This window comes from Pseudomonas sp. ADAK7, from assembly GCF_012935675.1.
Lineage (GTDB): Bacteria > Pseudomonadota > Gammaproteobacteria > Pseudomonadales > Pseudomonadaceae > Aquipseudomonas.
This window is the reverse complement of record NZ_CP052861.1, coordinates 3,709,178-3,726,749: the sequence shown is the minus strand read 5'-3', so window position 1 is coordinate 3,726,749 and position 17,572 is coordinate 3,709,178. Positions and strand designations below refer to the sequence as shown.

Here is a 17,572-nt window from a genome sequence, read left to right as displayed (position 1 = left end):
ATCGAACAGTCGTAAACGACACGGCCGGCAGCCTGCGGCTGTCTTCTAAACCGTGTGAGATCAGCGGTGCGTGCTTACGAAGCGATGGGCGGGGCGCGGGTTCGGGCGCCGGGGAAGAAGGGTTGCCGGGCGTGGCCCAGGCGCGGGGAAGGTGTGGCGAAGGTGGTGGCGGGTGGGGTGTCGAAGGCGACGAAGGACTGGCCGCCGGTCAGCGCCGGGCAGTTGAATAGCAGGCTGCAATAGCCGCATTTCTCCCAGAGCGCGTGATGTTCGGCGGCTGGCGGGCAATGTTCGCTGGCTTGTTTTTCGGCGTGTTCGCCGTGTGAATCCATGCTCATGTCCATCGACATGCTCATGGCCATCGAGGCGCGTTGATCCATCGGCATCGACTGGGAAATCAGCGGACCGATAAAGATCATCATCATGGCGAACAGGCTGATCCAGCTACCGCGGGTCAGGCTCAGGGACTGACGGCGAGGCCTGAATGACCTGGCGCTAAGGGCGCGCATGGCGTTTTCTGCTCAGGTGTCTATTGGGCGTGAGCGTGCATCTGCATGTCTTCAGGCGGCTTTTTCTGCACCGAGACTTCAATCGTTACGTTGCCGGACTTCTCGAAATGCAGGGTCAACGGGAACTGCTTGCCGTCACTCAACAGGCTGCGATCTTTCAGGTTCAGCAGCATCACGTGATAGGCCATCGGCGCAAACGTGACGTTGCCGCCCGCAGGAATTTCGACGCTCGGCACCTGCTGCATTTTCATCAGATCGTTCTGCATGACGTGTTCATGCAACTGCGCTTCACCCGAAATCGTCGAGTCGACACTCAACAATCGATCAGCGGTTTTGCCGTTGTTGTGAATCACGAAGTAAGCCGCGACGGTCGGCGCGTTGGGTGGCAACTCCTGCGACCACGGATGGGCGATTTCCAGTTCGCCGGCCTTGTATTCGTGAGCATTGGCGAAACAGGCAGGCAGCAGCAACGCGGCCAGAACGATGAGTTTGTTCAACATGGCAGTTCTCCAGGACGATTCAAAACGCAGGTCAATTGCGAGAAGGAATCACACCAGAGGGGAGGCGCGGGGGTTGAGGCTCGGCCATTGCTGGCGCGGCGTAGGTGTATCGAGAGAGGCGGCGGGCGGGCTTCGATTAGCCTCGAACCGCGCGAAATACAGCTGCGGCACATGCCCCGGCAACGCCACCAGTGGCGCCGAGCCTGAGCAGCACCAGCAATGCTGCATGTTGGAATGATCGTCGTTTTGCGGGGTTTTCTGGTCGAGTTTACCCAGGGAAATCGCCACCATCTTCGTCCCGCTGGACGTGCAGAAACTGCCCCACAACAACTGCTCGGCGGGTGACTTCGCCGACTGCGCCATCGCTCCGGTCATCGGCATGGCGAGCATATTGAACAGCACTGCAAAGCAGGCGATCCAGGCAAATGCGAGCCGTTGTCGGGACATGGGACAGATCCGGTGGGGTGGGCGATCAGGCGCGGCTATTTAGCCTGATCAGGGCCGATAAGTAAAAAAGCGGTGTGCGGTGTGGTGTCGCAGCAAGCTGCCTTCATAAGCTTCATGATAGTCGTCATTTTCAGTTTGCCAGTGCCGTACAACTCAGGACTCCCACTTTTTTGTAGCCGCTGGCGAAGCCTGCGTTCGGCTTCGCCAGCTGCTACAGGTGTGTGGTGGTTTCCGCTTTCAGGGCTGTCAGCACGTCCGCCACCGACCCAAACTCCCGATCAACCCCCGCCAACACCGGTCGCTTCAACACCAGCACCGGCACCCCTCGCTCCCGCGCCACTTCCAATTTCGGCTCGGTGGCGGTGCTGCCGCTGTTTTTGCTGATCAGTACATCGATCTGCCGACGTTCGAACAAATCCCGCTCATCCTCGACCACAAACGGTCCACGGGCGCCGATGACTTCGCAGCGTTCGTTACCGGGGTAGACGTCGAGTGCGCGCAAGGTCCAGAACTGCTCTGGCGGGATTTCGTGCAGGTGCTGTAACGGCTCGCGACCCAGGGTGAACAGCGGTCGCTTGAAGGGTTTCAGCGCATCGATCAATTGCGTCCAGTCACTGACTTCGCGCCAATCGTCCCCGGCCTGTGGTTGCCAGGCCGGACGCCGTAGCGCCCAGCACGGGATGCCGCTCAACTGCGCGGCGGTGGCGGCGTTTTGACTGATTTGCGCGGCATAGGGATGGGTAGCGTCGAGCAGCAATTCGATGCCTTCATCGCGAATGAACTGCGCCAGACCTTCGGCTCCGCCGTAACCACCGACCCGCACTTGGCAAATCAAATCCGTCGGCACCCGACCGACACCCGCCAGGCTATAAATATGTTCCGGCCCAAGCGTCCGGGCGATGGCCAACGCTTCCGTCACGCCACCGAGCAACAACACACGCTTCATTGGAACGCTCCCGCATGGCCAACAATCCCGCCCTGGCGATCAATCGCAAACACCTCGACCTGCACCTGCGCCGGCACCACGCTGCGGGCGAATTCCAGCGCATGTCGGCACACTTCGTCCCCCAATGCGATGCCGACAGCGCGGGCCATGGCCAACGCCTGCTGACTGGTATTGGCCTCACGAATCGATTGCTGCAAAGAACCATCAGCACCCATCGCCGCCGCCCACTCAGCCAGTTGCGGCAGGTCGATGCTCGAATGCCGACTGTGCAGATCCATATGGCCGGCCGCCAGTTTGCTGATCTTGCCGAAGCCGCCGCAGATACTCAGTTTATCCACAGGCACTTTACGCAGATGCTTGAGCACCGCGCCGACGAAGTCGCCCATTTCGATCAGAGCGATTTCCGGCAGGTCGTAGACCCGGCGCATGGTGTCTTCGCTGGCATTGCCGGTGCAGGCGGCGATGTGCAGGTAGCCGTTGGTTTTGGCGACGTCGATACCTTGGTGGATCGAGGCAATATAAGCCGCGCAGGAAAACGGCCGGACGATGCCGCTGGTGCCGAGGATCGACAGCCCGCCGAGAATCCCCAGGCGCGGGTTCATGGTTTTCAGCGCCAGGGCCTCGCCGCCCTCGACGTTGACCGTGACCTCGAAACCGCCGCTGTAACCCGATTCCTCGGCCAGCAACGTCAGGTGCTCGGTGATCATCTTGCGTGGCACCGGGTTGATCGCCGGTTCGCCGACGTTCAACACCAGACCGGGGCGCGTCACTGTGCCGACGCCACGGCCGGCAATAAAGCGAATCCCCGGTTCGGCGCCCAGGCGCACATGGGAATAGAGCAGCGCGCCGTGGGTCACGTCCGGGTCATCACCGGCGTCCTTGATCGTTCCGGCCTCGGCGCCATCGTCGTTCAAGCGACAGAATTCCAGGCGCATCTGCACCTGTTTGCCCTTGGGCAGAACGATCTCGACAGCGTCCGCCGTCATGCCGCTGAGCAGTAGTCGCGCAGCGGCGAGGCTGGTGGCCGTGGCGCAGCTGCCGGTGGTCAGGCCGCTGCGCAGGGGCGCGGGTTGTTCGGCGGTTTCGTCACGCATCGAGTGGCTTCGTCACATCTAGCAAGGTAATCGGCAGCGCCTGGCGCCAGGTGTCGAACTCGCCCAACGGTTGCGCCTGGGCGACATGAATGCGCGTCAGTTCGCCGCCATGTTGTTCGTACCAGGCCATCAGGGTCATTTCACTTTGCAGGGTCACGGCGTTGGCGATCAGTCGGCCGCCTGGCTTCAATGCCGCCCAGCAACTGTCGAGCACACCGTCGCGGGTCACGCCGCCACCGATGAAGATCGCATCCGGGCGTTCGAGCTCTGCCAGTGCCTGCGGTGCGCTGCCGCGAATCAATTGCAGGCCCGGGACGCCCAAGGCATCGCGGTTGTGTTCGATCAACAACTGCCGACCGTCATCGGCCTCGATGGCCAGTGCCCGACAGCTCGGGTGAGCACGCATCCATTCGATGCCGATCGAACCGCTGCCGGCGCCGACGTCCCACAGCAATTCGCCGGGTGTCGGCGCGAGGCGGGCGAGGGTGATGGCGCGCACGTCGCGTTTGGTCAGTTGGCCGTCATGTTTGAAGGCCGAATCCGGCAAACCGGCGAGGCGCGACAGGCGTGGGGTGCCGGGCTCGGCGATGCATTCGATGGCGATCACATTGAGATCGGCAACGCCTGATAAGGTCCAGTCGTTGGCAACCCCATCGATGCGCCGCTCGGCCTCACCACCCAGGTGTTCCAGAACGGTCACCCGGCTCGGTCCGAAACCTCGTTCACGCAGCAGCGCCGCAATCGCCGCCGGACTCTGCCCGTCATTGCTCAACACCAACAACCGTACGCCACTGAACAGCTGCGCATTGAGCGCCGCCACTGGGCGCGCCACTACCGAAAGCGTCACCACGTCCTGCAACGGCCAACCCATGCGCGCCGCTGCGAGGGAGCAGGAAGACGGCGCCGACAGGATCAGCATCTGCTCCGCAGGCACCTGTCGCGCGAGGCTGGCGCCCACGCCAAAGAACATCGGATCGCCACTGGCCAGCACGCAAACCGGTTCGCCGCGATGCTCAAGCACCGGGGCCAAGGAAAACGGACTCGGCCACAACTGCCGCTCGCCACGGATGCACACCGGCAGCAAATCCAGTTGGCGCTGGCCACCAATGATCCGCGAAGCGCCCAGCAAGGCCCGCCGGGCATTCTTGCCCAGGCCTTTGAAGCCGTCTTCACCGATGCCTATTACTGTCAGCCAGGGTGTCATGTCGTATCTCAACCAGCAGCGTGTTTTAAAGTCAGCATGATAACGCGGTCGTCAGGGCCTGACGCTTTCAATTGTGCATTGACATGGGGAGTGGAGTTATTGGCTTTGAGCCTGGTCCGCCCGAAATTCGATGTACAACATTGATGGTTAACTTACTAAATGTTTGTTGTTAGTTTGGCGGTGTTGCAGGTTGTTGATTCATTACTAGTTAGAATAGTCAGGAGAAAATGTGATCATGGAAGAAGATGTGAGTGCCAGGCGTGACTTGGGTTTGTCAGAAGAAGCCGAAGGGCAAAGTGCCTCGATGGTGCAAAGTAATGTGATGAGTTTTTTTGCGGGCTTATCGAAACAAGACAAGCGTTTTGTAAAGGACAGTATTGCGTATGCTGAGGCGCGCGCGGATGCCAGAGCTAATCGCAAGTACTATCCAGCCGATTGGTTTGAACAATATACCGGGGCGTTATGGTCCGTTGGCTGGGTTATTGAAGGTCAACCCGTAGAAAAGATCGATAAACAGTATCGAGGAAGCCTGATGGCCGCCTGGGTAGACGTGATGAAATCAAAAATCAGCCCTAACAAGTTAAAGGTGTCCCTGGATGCGGTATCGATGATTGAAAGCCATCAGGAGACGCGTGAAACCTTCAATGGGAGTATTCGAAGGGATGGCGATATGCGAGTGTTGCCGATTTCGATAATCGGCGATAACAGAATTGAGCTCTGGGTCACTGATATGCGCCTGATTGTAAGCTCGTGGAGTTCCGATTATCTGTTCTGGAAAGTCCAGCACGTCATGTCTCAATTGGATATTAGAGCGCAGCGTTTTACGATCAATCGTCGGAATATGGACGCTAGCCGGTCGGAGTTGCGACAAGTAGTGGACTCCATCGAGTTTAATCTTCCGGTTTGAAAATTGCCCGGTGTAGCCTGTGGCCAGAGTATGTCCACCAAAATGTCCGGTGCTGGATCCGGTCTGTGATGAGACGGCGGCGACGGCATTCTGCCCGCCGGCTTTTCATGCTTGGGGGCAAAGCAGGCATAATGGCGGCTTTTCGCCCCTCAGGCACTCCTAGCCAGCCGGTCACCCCTTGAACGAACGCCCGATGTCCACCGCCTTACGCCCCTCGGCTTGCCCGGGGTTGCTGCGTATCGTCCAGGCATTGGACGGCGGTATCTGTCGGATCAAGTTGAATGGCGGTTCGATCAGTGCCGATCAGGCTGACGCAGTGGCCAATGCCGCCGAGCGCTTCGCCTGCGGCGTGATCGAGGCGACCAACCGCGCCAATCTGCAGATTCGCGGGATTGGCTGTGAAGAAGCGGCGTTGATCGACAGCCTGTTGGCTGCCGGGTTGGGACCACGCACCGCAGCGGGCGACGATGTGCGCAACCTGATGCTCAGCCCGAGCGCCGGGATTGATCGGCAGATGTTGCTCGATACGCGGCCGTTGGCCGAACAGATCCTCAACAGCCTGCAAAGCCATGAACGTTTCCACGGGTTGAGCGCCAAGTTCGCCGTGCAACTCGACGGCGGCGAAGGCTTGGCGATGCTCGAACATCACCATGACCTGTGGTTGAGCGCGGTCGAGCAAAATGGCGAGTGCCTGTTGGCGTTCGGCCTGGCCGGCTGCCCGACGGACGTGGCCCTGGGCGCGGTGCAACTGGAGCACGGCCACGCACTGGTGATCGCAGTGCTCGATGTGTTCCTCGACCTGGCGCGCCCCGAGCAGACCCGCATGCGTCATCTACTGGCCGAATACCCGCTGGCCGGGTTTGTCGCGCAACTGGCCGAGCGTGTACCGCTATTGTCTGTCGTCGGTGTGCCGCGTGCTTCGGGTGTCCTGCATCTCGGCGCACATCCACAACGTGAAGCAGGCCGAGTTTATGTCGGCGCGGTGCCGCCGCTGGGCCGGCTCGACTCCGGCATGCTCCGGGGCGCCGCACAACTGGCCCGCGAACACGGCGATGGCAGCCTGCGCTTCACACCGTGGCAAAGCCTGCTGCTGCCCAATATCCACGAGGGCGACGCTGCTGAAGTTATCCACAACCTGGAAAAACTGGGCCTGCGCTGTTCCGTCGACGATGCCATGGCGCATCTGATCGCCTGCACCGGTTCCGCCGGTTGCGGCAAAGGCCTGGCCGACACCAAGGGCGATGCCCTGCAACTGGCGGCATTGCTGCAACGCCACGGCCAAGTGCTGGATGTTCACCTGTCCGGCTGCCCGCGTTCCTGCGCCGCCGCGCACATTGCGCCAGTCACCTTGCTGGCGATTTCTGCCGGTCACTACGACCTCTATTTTCGCGATGCCACGCTGCCGGGTTTCGGCGCGCTGCATGCAAGCAACCTTACTATTGAAGCGGTCGCGGCCTTGCTCGACGCCCGCTCACGGAGCCCCCTTGATGCTTGATTACATCCGCGACGGTCAGGAGATCTATCGCAACTCCTTCGCGATCATTCGTGCCGAGGCCAACCTCGAACGCATCCCGGCCGACCTGGAAAAACTCGCGGTGCGGGTGATCCACGCCTGCGGCATGGTCGAGGCCATCGACGGTCTGCAATTCTCCGAAGGTGCCGGCAAGGCTGGGCGCGATGCCTTGGCCGCCGGTGCGCCGATTTTGTGCGACGCACGGATGGTGTCTGAAGGCGTGACCCGCGCGCGCCTGCCCGCCAACAATCAAGTGATCTGCACCCTGCGTGACGACAGCGTTCCAGAGTTGGCCCGAGAGTTGGGCAACACCCGTTCCGCCGCCGCGCTGGAGCTATGGCGTCCGCACCTGGAAGGCAGCGTGGTAGTGATCGGCAATGCGCCGACCGCACTGTTTTACCTGCTGGAGATGATCGACGCCGGCGCGCCAAAACCGGCGCTGATCCTCGGCTTCCCGGTGGGTTTCGTCGGTGCCGCCGAATCCAAGGCGATGCTCGCGGCGGACAGTCGCGGTGTGCCGTTCGTGATCATGCAAGGCCGGCTGGGCGGCAGCGCCATGGCCGCCGCCGCCGTCAACGCCCTCGCCACGGAGATCGAATGATGCAGCCAACTGGACGCTTGATCGGCCTGGGCGTCGGCCCCGGTGATCCGGAACTGATTACCGTCAAAGCCCTGCGCCTGCTGCGCGAATCGCCGGTGGTGGCGTACTTCGTCGCCAAAGGCAAAAAGGGCAATGCGTTCGGCATCATCGAAGCGCATTTGCAAGAGGCGCAGAACCTGCTGCCGCTGGTGTACCCGGTGACCACCGAAGCGTTGCCGGCGCCGTTGTCCTACGAGCAAGTCATCAGCGATTTCTACGACACCGCCGCCGAACAGCTTGCAGAGCATCTGGATGCCGGCCGCGATGTGGCGGTGATCTGCGAGGGTGATCCGTTCTTCTACGGCTCCTATATGTACCTGCACGATCGCTTGGCCGAGCGCTACGTGGCCGAAGTGGTGCCGGGTGTCTGCTCAATGCTCGGCGGCGCTTCGGTACTGGGTTCGCCGCTGGTGTATCGCAATCAGAGCCTGTCGGTGTTGTCCGGCGTGTTGCCTCACGACGAGCTCAAGCGGCGTCTGGCCGATGCCGATGCGGCGGTGATCATGAAGCTGGGGCGCAACTTCCCCAAGGTGCGTCAGGTGCTGGAAGAACTCGGTCTGGCCGGGCGCGCGCTGTACGTCGAGCGCGCGACCATGGCCAACCAGAAAATCGTCCCGCTGGATGAAGTAGAGCCGATGTCCTCGCCGTACTTCTCGCTGATCATCGTGCCCGGCGAGCGGTGGCAAGGGTGATGGGCCGTCGTGCTCCGGCCATTGTCATCCTCGGCAATGGCAGCCTCGCTACGGCGCGGCGGATTCAGCAGCGCTACCCGGATGCAGTGATCCACGGCCTGGCCGGGCGGGTCGACGGTGCCGACCACGACTATCAAGCGTTCGGCGCGACCCTGCGCGAGCTCTATCAGCTCGACACGCCAATTATCGCCCTGTGTGCGGCGGGCATTGTCATCCGCACCCTGGCGCCGTTGTTGCTGGAAAAAGGTGTCGAACCGCCTGTGCTGGCCGTGGCCGAAGACGGCAGCGCCGTGGTGCCGCTGCTCGGTGGCCTGGGCGGCGTGAATGTGTTGGCGCGCGAGATCGCGGCTGCGCTGGACGTCGCCGCCGCCATCACCACCAGCGGTGAACTGCGTTTTGGCACCTGCCTGCTCAACCCGCCCAGCGGTTACGCCCTCGGCGATCTGGAGTTGGGCAAGCGCTTCGTTTCGGATTTGCTGGCGGGCGAATCGGTGCGCATCGAAGGTCCGGCGCCGTGGTTGGCCGAAGCGCAATTGCCGGAGGATCAGCAGGCACGATTGGCGATTCATGTCGGGCATGTCGAGCGTCAGCCGGACGCTAATGAACTGCTGATTTATCCGCGCAATGTGATCGTGGCGCTGACGGCGGGAGCAGCCGAAGCCATTCGCACCGCATTGCATGACGCCAATATTGCCCTGCAATCACTGGCCTGTTTGTTGGCCGATGACAGCGAAATGGCCAACCCGGCGCTGCGCGAGGCGGCGCTGGAACTGGGTGTGCCGCTGCGTTTCAGTGCATGCCCCGGCAGTGTGCTTGAGCTGGCCGAAAGCGCAGTGCCGGGGCTGCTGACATCAATTGAAATCAACGACTCGATGGCCATCGCCGTCGCTTCCGACCCCCTCGATCCATTGCTGATCGGCCGCCCCCGCGGGCGTCTGGCGGTGATCGGCCTCGGTCCCGGCGCCGCCGAGCTGATGGTGCCGGCAGTCAAGGCCGAACTGGCCCGCGCCAATGACGTGCTGGGTTATGAGACGTATGTGCGCATGGCCGGGCCGTTTCGCCCCGATCAGGTGATGCACTGCACCGACAACCGCGAAGAAATGCAGCGTGCCCGTCACGCCTTTGAACTCGCGGCGCAGGGGCGCTCGGTGGTGGTGGTGTCGTCCGGTGATCCCGGCGTGTTCGCCATGGCCGCCGCAGTGCTCGAAGCCTTGCACGAGTCGAGCGATGCCACCTGGCACAACGTCGATCTGGAGATTCTTCCCGGCGTCTCTGCCTCCCTGGCCACGGCCGCCCAGGCCGGTGCGCCGCTGGGGCATGACTTCTGCGTGATGTCGCTGTCGGACAACCTCAAGCCGTGGTCGATCATCGAGAAACGCCTCGATCTGGCCGCTCAGGCCGACCTGGCCCTGGCCTTCTACAACCCGATCTCCCGTTCGCGCCCGTGGCAATTGGGACGCGCCCTGGAGATCGTCGCGCAGCACCGAGCTGTCGCAACGCCGGTGGTGTTGGGGCGTGACATTGGTCGCCCGGGCCAGACTTTGCGTGTGACCACGCTGGGGCAGTTGACCCCGGATCAAGTGGACATGCGCACGATGGTGCTGATCGGTTCGTCTACCACCTGCGTATTCCCACGTGTCGGCGGCGGCGAGTGGGTCTATACGCCGCGATGGTATGGCGACAAGCCTGCGGGTTGAGTGAAAACGCCTCTTCTGAGGCGTTTTTTTTTAGCACTCGTTATATCCAGTATTAGTTATCGGGTAGTTGCTGGAGTTTCAAGTTGTGTAGAAACTAATTGAATATCTTTGCGATTTGATAAGTCTGGGATGAGTCGTTAGTTTGGATGGCCGGTGATGATCCGGATCGCGAATAAATATTACCGTCTGATTAGCCTGTTACAAGCGCCGTATTGCCGCGCCTGTTCTATGTGCTCGGCTGTGCCCAATGATGTGTTTTGTTAAATAAGGATATTTAACTATGAGTCAACAGGAAGTTGTGAGTGGTCATGAGTATGTCGGTGTTGCCGATCTTATAAAGTTTTCCGAACTGGAGCGCGTGCTTGAGCCTTATAAATCGACGGATGAGTACAAGGCCATTTTTCGTTATTACCAGGGCTGCATTGACGCCGAGAATGATCAGGCGCTGCTTCACCCGTTGGCATTGCTGGATGAAGCATTGGGCTCACTGACTTCCCCGGTACGCGCACGCCGGGATACGGAGGAACCGCTGTCTGCCGACAACAGTGCAGAGACTGTACTCGATCTTTATCAAAAGGTTAGCGACTACGGCGTCCGCGTGGCGCAGAGTGTCGAGACGCTGAACAGCGCATTACCGCAAGTTCCCAAGAAGCTGCATTTTGTCTGGCTCGGCGGTGGCATTGGGGAGATTCAGCGAGACTATATAAATGTCTGGAAACAAGTATTGGCGGCAGAAGGCTATGAACTAAAACTGTGGTATGACAGTGACGCCTTACTGGCGTACGAGACCAATCGTATCGTGGTAGAAGCGGCCAAGGCTGACGCCATGAAAGAGGGCGGTGACGCAGCGGGCATTTCAGGTTTCGAACTGGCCGATTTGTACGAGGAGCGCGTAGCCGCTTCGAAAGAACAAGTGTTCAACCACGTTACGAACGCGCCAGTCAGTGCCGATGAGGCGCGAATCGATTTGCTGGTTAGAGGCTATGCGCAAAACGAAAGTGCGCTCAGAGCGCTTCGGGAACGCAACCTGAACACCTTGCAGGCACTGACTGACGCTCAATTGCAATTGGTGGATATTCGTCCCGCTGCCGGGTCCTTTCCCTTGTTTGATATCTATGAACGGGAGATTGGGTTACGCGCTAATCTTGCCGCCGCCTCGGATGTTGTGCGCTACCAGGTACTCTATAACGAGGGTGGTATTTATTGTGACAGCGATTATCTCCCTGCATTTGTGGATGAACTGGGTGAGACGCCATCAAAAGATATTATCGGACCGAAAGCCAATCTGGGTGTCTTGCAACTGATCTTTGAACGTAACCCCCATCTCATGCCCGGCCGTGTGAAGGTGGCCGAAAAATATGCCAGGTACATCGAAGAGATTCCTGCGCAATACTTGAGTAAGTTGGAGCAATTCGCCAATAGCCATCCGTCCATTCCTGATATTTTTACGGCGACTCGGGATCTGAATGTTGCCAGCAACGCATTACGAGCGGCTTTTGTCGATAACACAAGTTTGAACAATTCGTTCCTCATGGCTCATCCAAAATCCAAGGTCATTGAGTCGGTGATGGACCGTGTGCGATTCATGTACGAATTACGAGATGAGTTCGTTGTTCTGTCGACTACTCAAGGGGTCTCCATCACTGATCAAAAACGAGTGCAAAACGCCGAGGAGCTCTTTGCAAGCAGAGAGCATTCGCTGGCGTTGGCGGAACCCCAATTTATCAATCGCGCGGACGCGCTCACGAGCTATATGGCGGATGGGCTCATCCCCAAGGCCCAAACAACGATTTTCATGACCGGCCCGGATGCCATGCGGGTGGGCATGGACCTCTACGAAGCGGCAAATCTTACGCCCGATGCGGCCATACAGTTCCGCAAGGAAGCGGAACTGAGGCAAGGTTTCAATTACTTCACTGAAGAAGAGCAAGATCATAGTTGGAAGGAATCGATAACAGACTGGGAGCAATGGCGCGACAGCGAACAGGGAAAATGGAAACAAGGGCTATTCAAAGCCCACTACAAAGGTGACATGGCAGAACTGCTCAAACGCCAATCCATCGAGTTCGACGCAGGCTGGCCTTTGATCGAAGGCCGACATGTGTTGTTGACCGATATCCTCCAGCGGCTGCTCGATCACTTCGGCGAGCCATTCTTCAAAGCGATGAGTCAAGGCATTGATGGCATCGTAACGTTCGACAAGTTACTGCCGCTGAGTTTTGACGATCGACAGGCGATCATCGCTCAAGACCCTTTGGCACTCCCGCCCGTCACGCTGAGCGACGCCACGACTCGGGACCTTTCCCTTATTGAAGTGCTTGAACGCCTGGCCAGTGGTTCGTGGCTCAAGGAGCATTTAAGTGCCGCCCAGCGCTTGCTGCTCGGTCCAGTGCTGGGGCTTGAGTCACTGGATAATCGCAGCTTTGCAGCGATGACCGGAGAACTCGATGACCTGGCTGCAAGACTGAGTAATCAAGGCGTCGCGAGCCAGTATGCGGTGATCGAAGAGCAGTTGCTCAAACACAAGGGCTCGGAGTTCGTGGCGGGGCTCAAAAATTCGGAGCACGGTGATTTGGCGCTAACCGAAACGGCGTTGCTGCTGAAGAAAAATGCCCTGCAGTCGCCCTTGAGCCTGCGCCAATGGGGGCGGCGGGTCGCCAGGATCGAGAAAGTCGCCAAAGCCGAATTCCGTGACCGGCTTACCGAGCGTGCCGCTGACCTGATGGAAACTTTCAAAGAAGGTGAAGCCCGGTTTGTGCCTCAGAACCTGTTGTACGATGGATTCGGTGACACCATCGGTCGACGGTGTTACCCGTTGGTGCTTGCCATGGCGGCAGCGATTGCCAAGGGTGACGCGGCTGTCACAACACTGCGCGAGCGGTTCTTCCTGAGCGTTGAGACGCGTGAGCAGAGCCATTCGCAAACCTTCATGCGCGCCATCGAAGCGCTGCATAGCGTGGATGTGAGCGAGGTCGGAATTCCCCCGCGCCTCAGCTTGCAACACGTCGTGAAGGTACTTGAAGCCCGGACGACGACCGGTACCCTGATGCTCAACGCCGACAACCACGCCATGCTGGTGGCCAAGACGTGGGACGGTGATCGCAGTGCCTATCACTTCTACGATCCGAACGTGTGCGTTGTTGAGTTTGCGACGCCCGAGGCCATGCTCCGTGAGCTCAACAGCTATTTCGGGTCGATGGGCATGGCCGAGTTTTACAGCGCCTACGGCGAACGCAGTCTGCCGACCTTTGACCTGATCGAAGTGCAAGGCGCACAGATTGCGCAACTGGAACTGGCCCCCGGCGTGCGGGTAGAAGATGTGCTGTCGCCCGGCGACTTGAAAGGGATCGACGCGCCCGGTGGGCGAAAACGCCTGGCCAGTGCCCGCGGCCAGTCACTGGTGAACAACCCGCGACTGGGTAAAAGCCTGATGGAGCTGGACAGTCACTGGTGGGGACAACAAATCACCGAGGCCAGCAATGATTTGCTGGGCAAAAACAAGCTGACCTCCGACTTCATCCCGTTATTCGAGACCCTGGAAATCAACGCCAGTGGCGACTATCACCTGAGCCTGATCAAACCTGAAAAGCCCGGCAGCCCCGAGCAACTGGTGCGGGTGACAACCGACGATTCGCGGTTCTTGCGCATCAAGAACCATCTCACCGAACTCTTCGACCAATTGACCACGCGCCGGGTCGGCTCGCTTGATCCGACCAACGTTGGCGCGGTACACACCCTCAATGTCGGTTTCGCGATCCAGGCCCTGATGAAGCTGTTACGCAGCCACGACGGAGAGGATCGGAACCTGACCCTGGCGGTGCGCCTGCACGCCTATGTGAACTACGCACAGTTGATCCATGGTCTGGTCACGGATATCGCAGGTGTCATTAGCCTGGTGCGTCAGGGTCTGGCCCAGGAGCGGCTGATTGCCGAGACCAGTTCCACGGTGGCGGGCGAAGCGCTGGGACGTATAGCGGGGGAAGGTCTCGGTACGGTGCTGGGGATGGTCAACGTCGGGTTCGATCTCTACCAATTGAGCCAGGCGGACAACGATGTCGACGTCGCCCGGTTCAGCACTCAACTCGCTTTTGACTACGCCAGTCTCGTGCTCGGTGCTGCCGGCATGGGCGCCGGCCTGGCGTCGGCTGCTACGGCGGCTGCTTTCCTGGGCGGGGCGTCGGTGATAGTCGGCGGGCTGGCCGTGGGCGTGGCGGCATTGGCCGAGGGCTTCGCCATGGTCGCCGAACGGTCGAAACAGGTTGGCGTGTTTTTCTACGAACTGGATCAGGCCTATCGCGGCGCTGCCTTCAGTTGGGACAAGAAACAGAAGGCCTGGCAGGCGCATCCGAAACTGGTGATCCAGAGCCTGAACCTGCGCGACGGCGTGGTGACGTATGGCAGTCAGCGGTTGTTCCCGCTGCGCGATCATTTCGGCGTACCGGATTTCGATGTCGATTACGACCGTGCGATCAATCTCCGCCAAAGCCTTGGGTTGCCTGGCTCGGCCAGGTTCAGCCCGGCCGCCGGTGAGGTGATTATCCTGCCCTGCACACCTCAAACGTTTTATGGCTACGACTACCATTCGTTGCCCTTTGCCTCGACGCGGCATGACACCGGTTTTGATATCGCTCGTCGCCTGGAAACGAAGAACGCGCAGGGACAGTGGCAGTTTCTCTTCACGTTTTATTCGTTCCCCGGGGAATACATCGTCCAGGCGATTCACCCGGCTTACCGCCCCGGGACCAGAACCGTCATCCAGGTCACACTCGACGATGAGTCCCGTACGCTGGTGGTGCCGACGCTGCTCAAAAGCTGGCATGACCGGATCGCCTATGAGATCGAAGCGGGCGATGCGCCTTGCACGCTGATGCTGAGCGAAGGCATCAACGTGGAGCTCAAGTCTTCGCTGCTCAAGACCCTGCAATGGGTGTTAGTGGCGAGCTGGGCGCAGGTGGAGGACGTTCAGTTCGTGCGCGGCGCAGGCCTGAAAATCGGCGGGGTCGACATCACATTCAGCGGCAAGGCCGGCTTCGATATCACCCTCCATCTGGCGGGCAATAACCGCTATCGGATCGACCATCATCAACAGGTGCTGATGCCCCTGGAGGTGGACGCGACGCCGGGAACGGATGCACGGGCCTTGCAAACGCACTTCAAGGCACTGGCGCGGGAGCATCGCCTGGAGCAGCCGTACACCCCGGTGCACAAGTTTTTGATCCCGTTCGATGACCCGCAGGAACAACGCTACACCACCGCCTACTACGACTCGGCCCAAGACCGTTTCCTCTACATTCAGGACGACGATGCCCGGGTGCCCGACGATTCGCAGCTGGGTGCCGTGGTCGATGGTTCCGCGTATTTCTATCACCCGCAGGGGGCTGACGTGTTCAAGACCGATGCGGTGAGCGGCTTGATCAGCCACCGCTATCGCCTGATGCTCAAGACCGGAACGTCCACCATCACTCAATGCACCGCATTACCCGGTGGCGAGGTCAAGGTTGTCCAGGCATTCATTCAGGATGACCAGAACTACAGTGTCGAGTATTTACTGACCGACGACGGCGCGTTCCTGAGTTCGCTGGCCCGAGGTCTCGATACCACCCTGGAGGACGTTCTGGGGCTGGCATCGACGCTGGTCGACTGGAAACCGTTACTGGGCGATTACATCGCATGGCCCACGGTGCCCTCGCTCGAACGTTTCGATACATCGACCTGGCAGTTGGCGGCGTTCGTTGCCATTCACTGGAATCCGGAACAAGGCCGCAGCGACATGAGTTGGGTGCGCAGCAGCGACGGCTTGATTGTTCGACCGATACCGCCGCGACACCACGCCCGGGGGTGGCCGGACTTGGAGAAAGACCAGAACCAACTGAGTCTGCTGACGCCAGCCGGCACTGACGGCGATGTATTTGTCATCTACAGACACGCCAGCGCGCGACTGTGCGTACAGCGTCGCACCATGGTGGATGAACAGGTAGCGCTGACGGTCGAGTGGAAGTCCCTCGAAGGTCTCAAAAACGTTGTGGTGGCGCAAGAAGGTTGCGTGGCGCTGACCGAGAAGGGGGTGTACTACGAGGTGACACCTCAGGGCGAGTTGCAATTGAGGGGAGTGACCGAGGCCTGGTTCAAGGACCGGCCGCAATGGTGGTTGCAGTTACCTGCGGTCGTCGCGCAGGTACCTTCGGCCACGCTGGCCCTGATCGGACTGAGCAATGCTCGCGGTGATGCGCGGTTATGTGCCTGGTACCTTGAAGGTCGCTTGCTGCTGGCCGATCCGGGGCATGGCAAGGAAGTGCGATTGCTGGGGCCTACCCCGGACAGTAAGGCGGCCTGGCTGTTTGACGTCACTACTGGCGAGATCTATCGCCAGGCCTTTATCGACGACAAGCAACTGTCAAAGGCCTTTGGTGAGGGCACCCGGCTGCTGGCGCCTGAAGCACTGCCAACACCACAACCGTCATGGAGCCCATGGGTCTTCACCGACGTGACGCGCCGTGGCGCCGGCCTGCTGGCCACGACCGTGGAAGGCATCGAGATGGCGCTGAACCATCAAGAGCCTGCATTGATCACCGGTGTCGACAGCCAATGGGTGCGGACACACGACAGTGCCTTGACCAGACACCTGCGTGCGCTCGTGGAGAACTGGCAGCATTGCGCGCCGTTGCTTCGCGTGGCTCATCCGTGGCGCCAACAATGGTTTGTCAGCAGCAGTGGGCGTTTGATCGACGCGGCCAACGTCGCCCATCCCGACTCATCCGTTGTGGTGGGTACTCGGCAGCAGACCAACGTCATGCTGTTCGACGGCGCCGATGGCGTATTGCGCAGCTATCCGCTTACCGAGACCGTCGTGCCGTTGGCGTACATGCAACGCAACGTCGACACGCTGACCGTTGAAAGCAACTCGACACTCGATGATGTACTGCCGCTGATTCCCGATGACGTGACTACCCTGGTTTTGCGGCTGGGCCATGGCGGTACTACGTGTCGACTGTCGCAGGCGGCCTGGCGAAGACTGGAGTCGGTGATCGTCGACTGCCGGCCACCCTTGGGCAGCCAGGCCACAGTACCGGTAATCCTGGCATTGACGCTGGATTCACCTGAGCAACTGATCGTCAGTCTGACGGATGAACACTTGGTGATACTCGATCCTGATACGTGCCATAGCCTGATCTTTCGTGACGCCAATGCGAAAGATGTCACGCTGCGGGGGGAGGTGTTGCTGTCGATAAGTGGTTATCGGGACTTTGCCGTTTCGGCCTTGGCGCGTGTTTTGGCGGTCAACCCGGAGCCTGCGGCGGGTGAAGCGCTAAAAGCGTTTCTGCCAGCCGTGCAAGTTGCAGAAGAAGAATTGCAAGCATGATCTCTGACACTCGGTGCGCTTCAGTCTGAGGATTGGAGAACAAGTCATTGTTCGATCGTCGGT

The 17,572-nt window shown here is 60.0% G+C and carries 12 protein-coding genes; 6 read left to right on the top strand and 6 right to left on the bottom strand.

The genetic code is table 11. The features are described from left to right. Nucleotides 1–74: 74 nt before the first annotated feature. The 6 genes from HKK53_RS17255 to cbiE form a co-directional block, all read right to left on the bottom strand. Nucleotides 75–509 (bottom strand): DUF2946 domain-containing protein, encoded by a 435-nt coding sequence (locus HKK53_RS17255; RefSeq protein WP_169371823.1) that lies wholly within the window; start codon nt 507–509, stop codon nt 75–77. Between the two features lie 20 nt (nt 510–529). Further along, a complete protein-coding gene (locus tag HKK53_RS17250; RefSeq protein ID WP_169371822.1) occupies nt 530–1,009 on the bottom strand; it encodes a copper chaperone PCu(A)C in 480 nt (159 codons plus the stop codon). Between the two features lie 48 nt (nt 1,010–1,057). Then, the gene (locus HKK53_RS17245; protein WP_169371821.1) at nt 1,058–1,456 is read right to left on the bottom strand and encodes a DUF2946 domain-containing protein; all 399 of its coding nucleotides are present in this window, start codon (nt 1,454–1,456) and stop codon (nt 1,058–1,060) included. 211 nt (nt 1,457–1,667) lie between these two features. Continuing rightward, nucleotides 1,668–2,402 (bottom strand): cobalt-precorrin-6A reductase, encoded by a 735-nt coding sequence (locus HKK53_RS17240; protein ID WP_169371820.1) that lies wholly within the window; start codon nt 2,400–2,402, stop codon nt 1,668–1,670. Further along, on the bottom strand, nt 2,399–3,496 hold the full coding sequence (locus HKK53_RS17235; protein ID WP_169371819.1) for a cobalt-precorrin-5B (C(1))-methyltransferase: 1,098 nt from the start codon (nt 3,494–3,496) through the stop codon (nt 2,399–2,401). Before HKK53_RS17235 ends, HKK53_RS17240 begins: the two co-directional genes overlap by 4 nt. Continuing rightward, nucleotides 3,489–4,700, bottom strand: coding sequence for a precorrin-6y C5,15-methyltransferase (decarboxylating) subunit CbiE (cbiE, locus tag HKK53_RS17230; RefSeq protein WP_169371818.1), 1,212 nt, complete (start codon nt 4,698–4,700; stop codon nt 3,489–3,491). The genes HKK53_RS17235 and cbiE overlap by 8 nt, the downstream gene beginning before the upstream one ends. A gap of 235 nt (nt 4,701–4,935) precedes the next feature. On the opposite strand from cbiE, the gene HKK53_RS17225 reads away from it, so the two are divergent. The 6 genes from HKK53_RS17225 (at nt 4,936) to HKK53_RS17200 (ending at nt 17,509) form a co-directional block, all read left to right on the top strand. Further along, the gene (locus HKK53_RS17225) at nt 4,936–5,607 is read left to right on the top strand and encodes a hypothetical protein (RefSeq protein ID WP_169371817.1); all 672 of its coding nucleotides are present in this window, start codon (nt 4,936–4,938) and stop codon (nt 5,605–5,607) included. A 193-nt stretch (nt 5,608–5,800) separates the two neighbouring features. After that, nucleotides 5,801–7,102 carry a precorrin-3B synthase gene (cobG, locus tag HKK53_RS17220; protein ID WP_169371816.1) on the top strand — a complete coding sequence of 434 codons (1,302 nt, stop codon included), beginning with the start codon at nt 5,801–5,803 and terminating at the stop codon, nt 7,100–7,102. After that, nucleotides 7,095–7,721 carry a precorrin-8X methylmutase gene (locus tag HKK53_RS17215; protein ID WP_169371815.1) on the top strand — a complete coding sequence of 209 codons (627 nt, stop codon included), beginning with the start codon at nt 7,095–7,097 and terminating at the stop codon, nt 7,719–7,721. The genes cobG and HKK53_RS17215 overlap by 8 nt, the downstream gene beginning before the upstream one ends. Beyond that, nucleotides 7,721–8,452 carry a precorrin-2 C(20)-methyltransferase gene (locus HKK53_RS17210; RefSeq protein WP_169374257.1) on the top strand — a complete coding sequence of 244 codons (732 nt, stop codon included), beginning with the start codon at nt 7,721–7,723 and terminating at the stop codon, nt 8,450–8,452. Before HKK53_RS17215 ends, HKK53_RS17210 begins: the two co-directional genes overlap by 1 nt. Beyond that, nucleotides 8,452–10,149 carry a precorrin-3B C(17)-methyltransferase gene (cobJ, locus tag HKK53_RS17205; RefSeq protein WP_169371814.1) on the top strand — a complete coding sequence of 566 codons (1,698 nt, stop codon included), beginning with the start codon at nt 8,452–8,454 and terminating at the stop codon, nt 10,147–10,149. Before HKK53_RS17210 ends, cobJ begins: the two co-directional genes overlap by 1 nt. A 280-nt stretch (nt 10,150–10,429) precedes the next feature. Continuing rightward, nucleotides 10,430–17,509, top strand: a complete 7,080-nt coding sequence (locus HKK53_RS17200; protein ID WP_169371813.1) for a TcdA/TcdB pore-forming domain-containing protein — start codon at nt 10,430–10,432, stop codon at nt 17,507–17,509. Nucleotides 17,510–17,572: the final 63 nt, after the last annotated feature.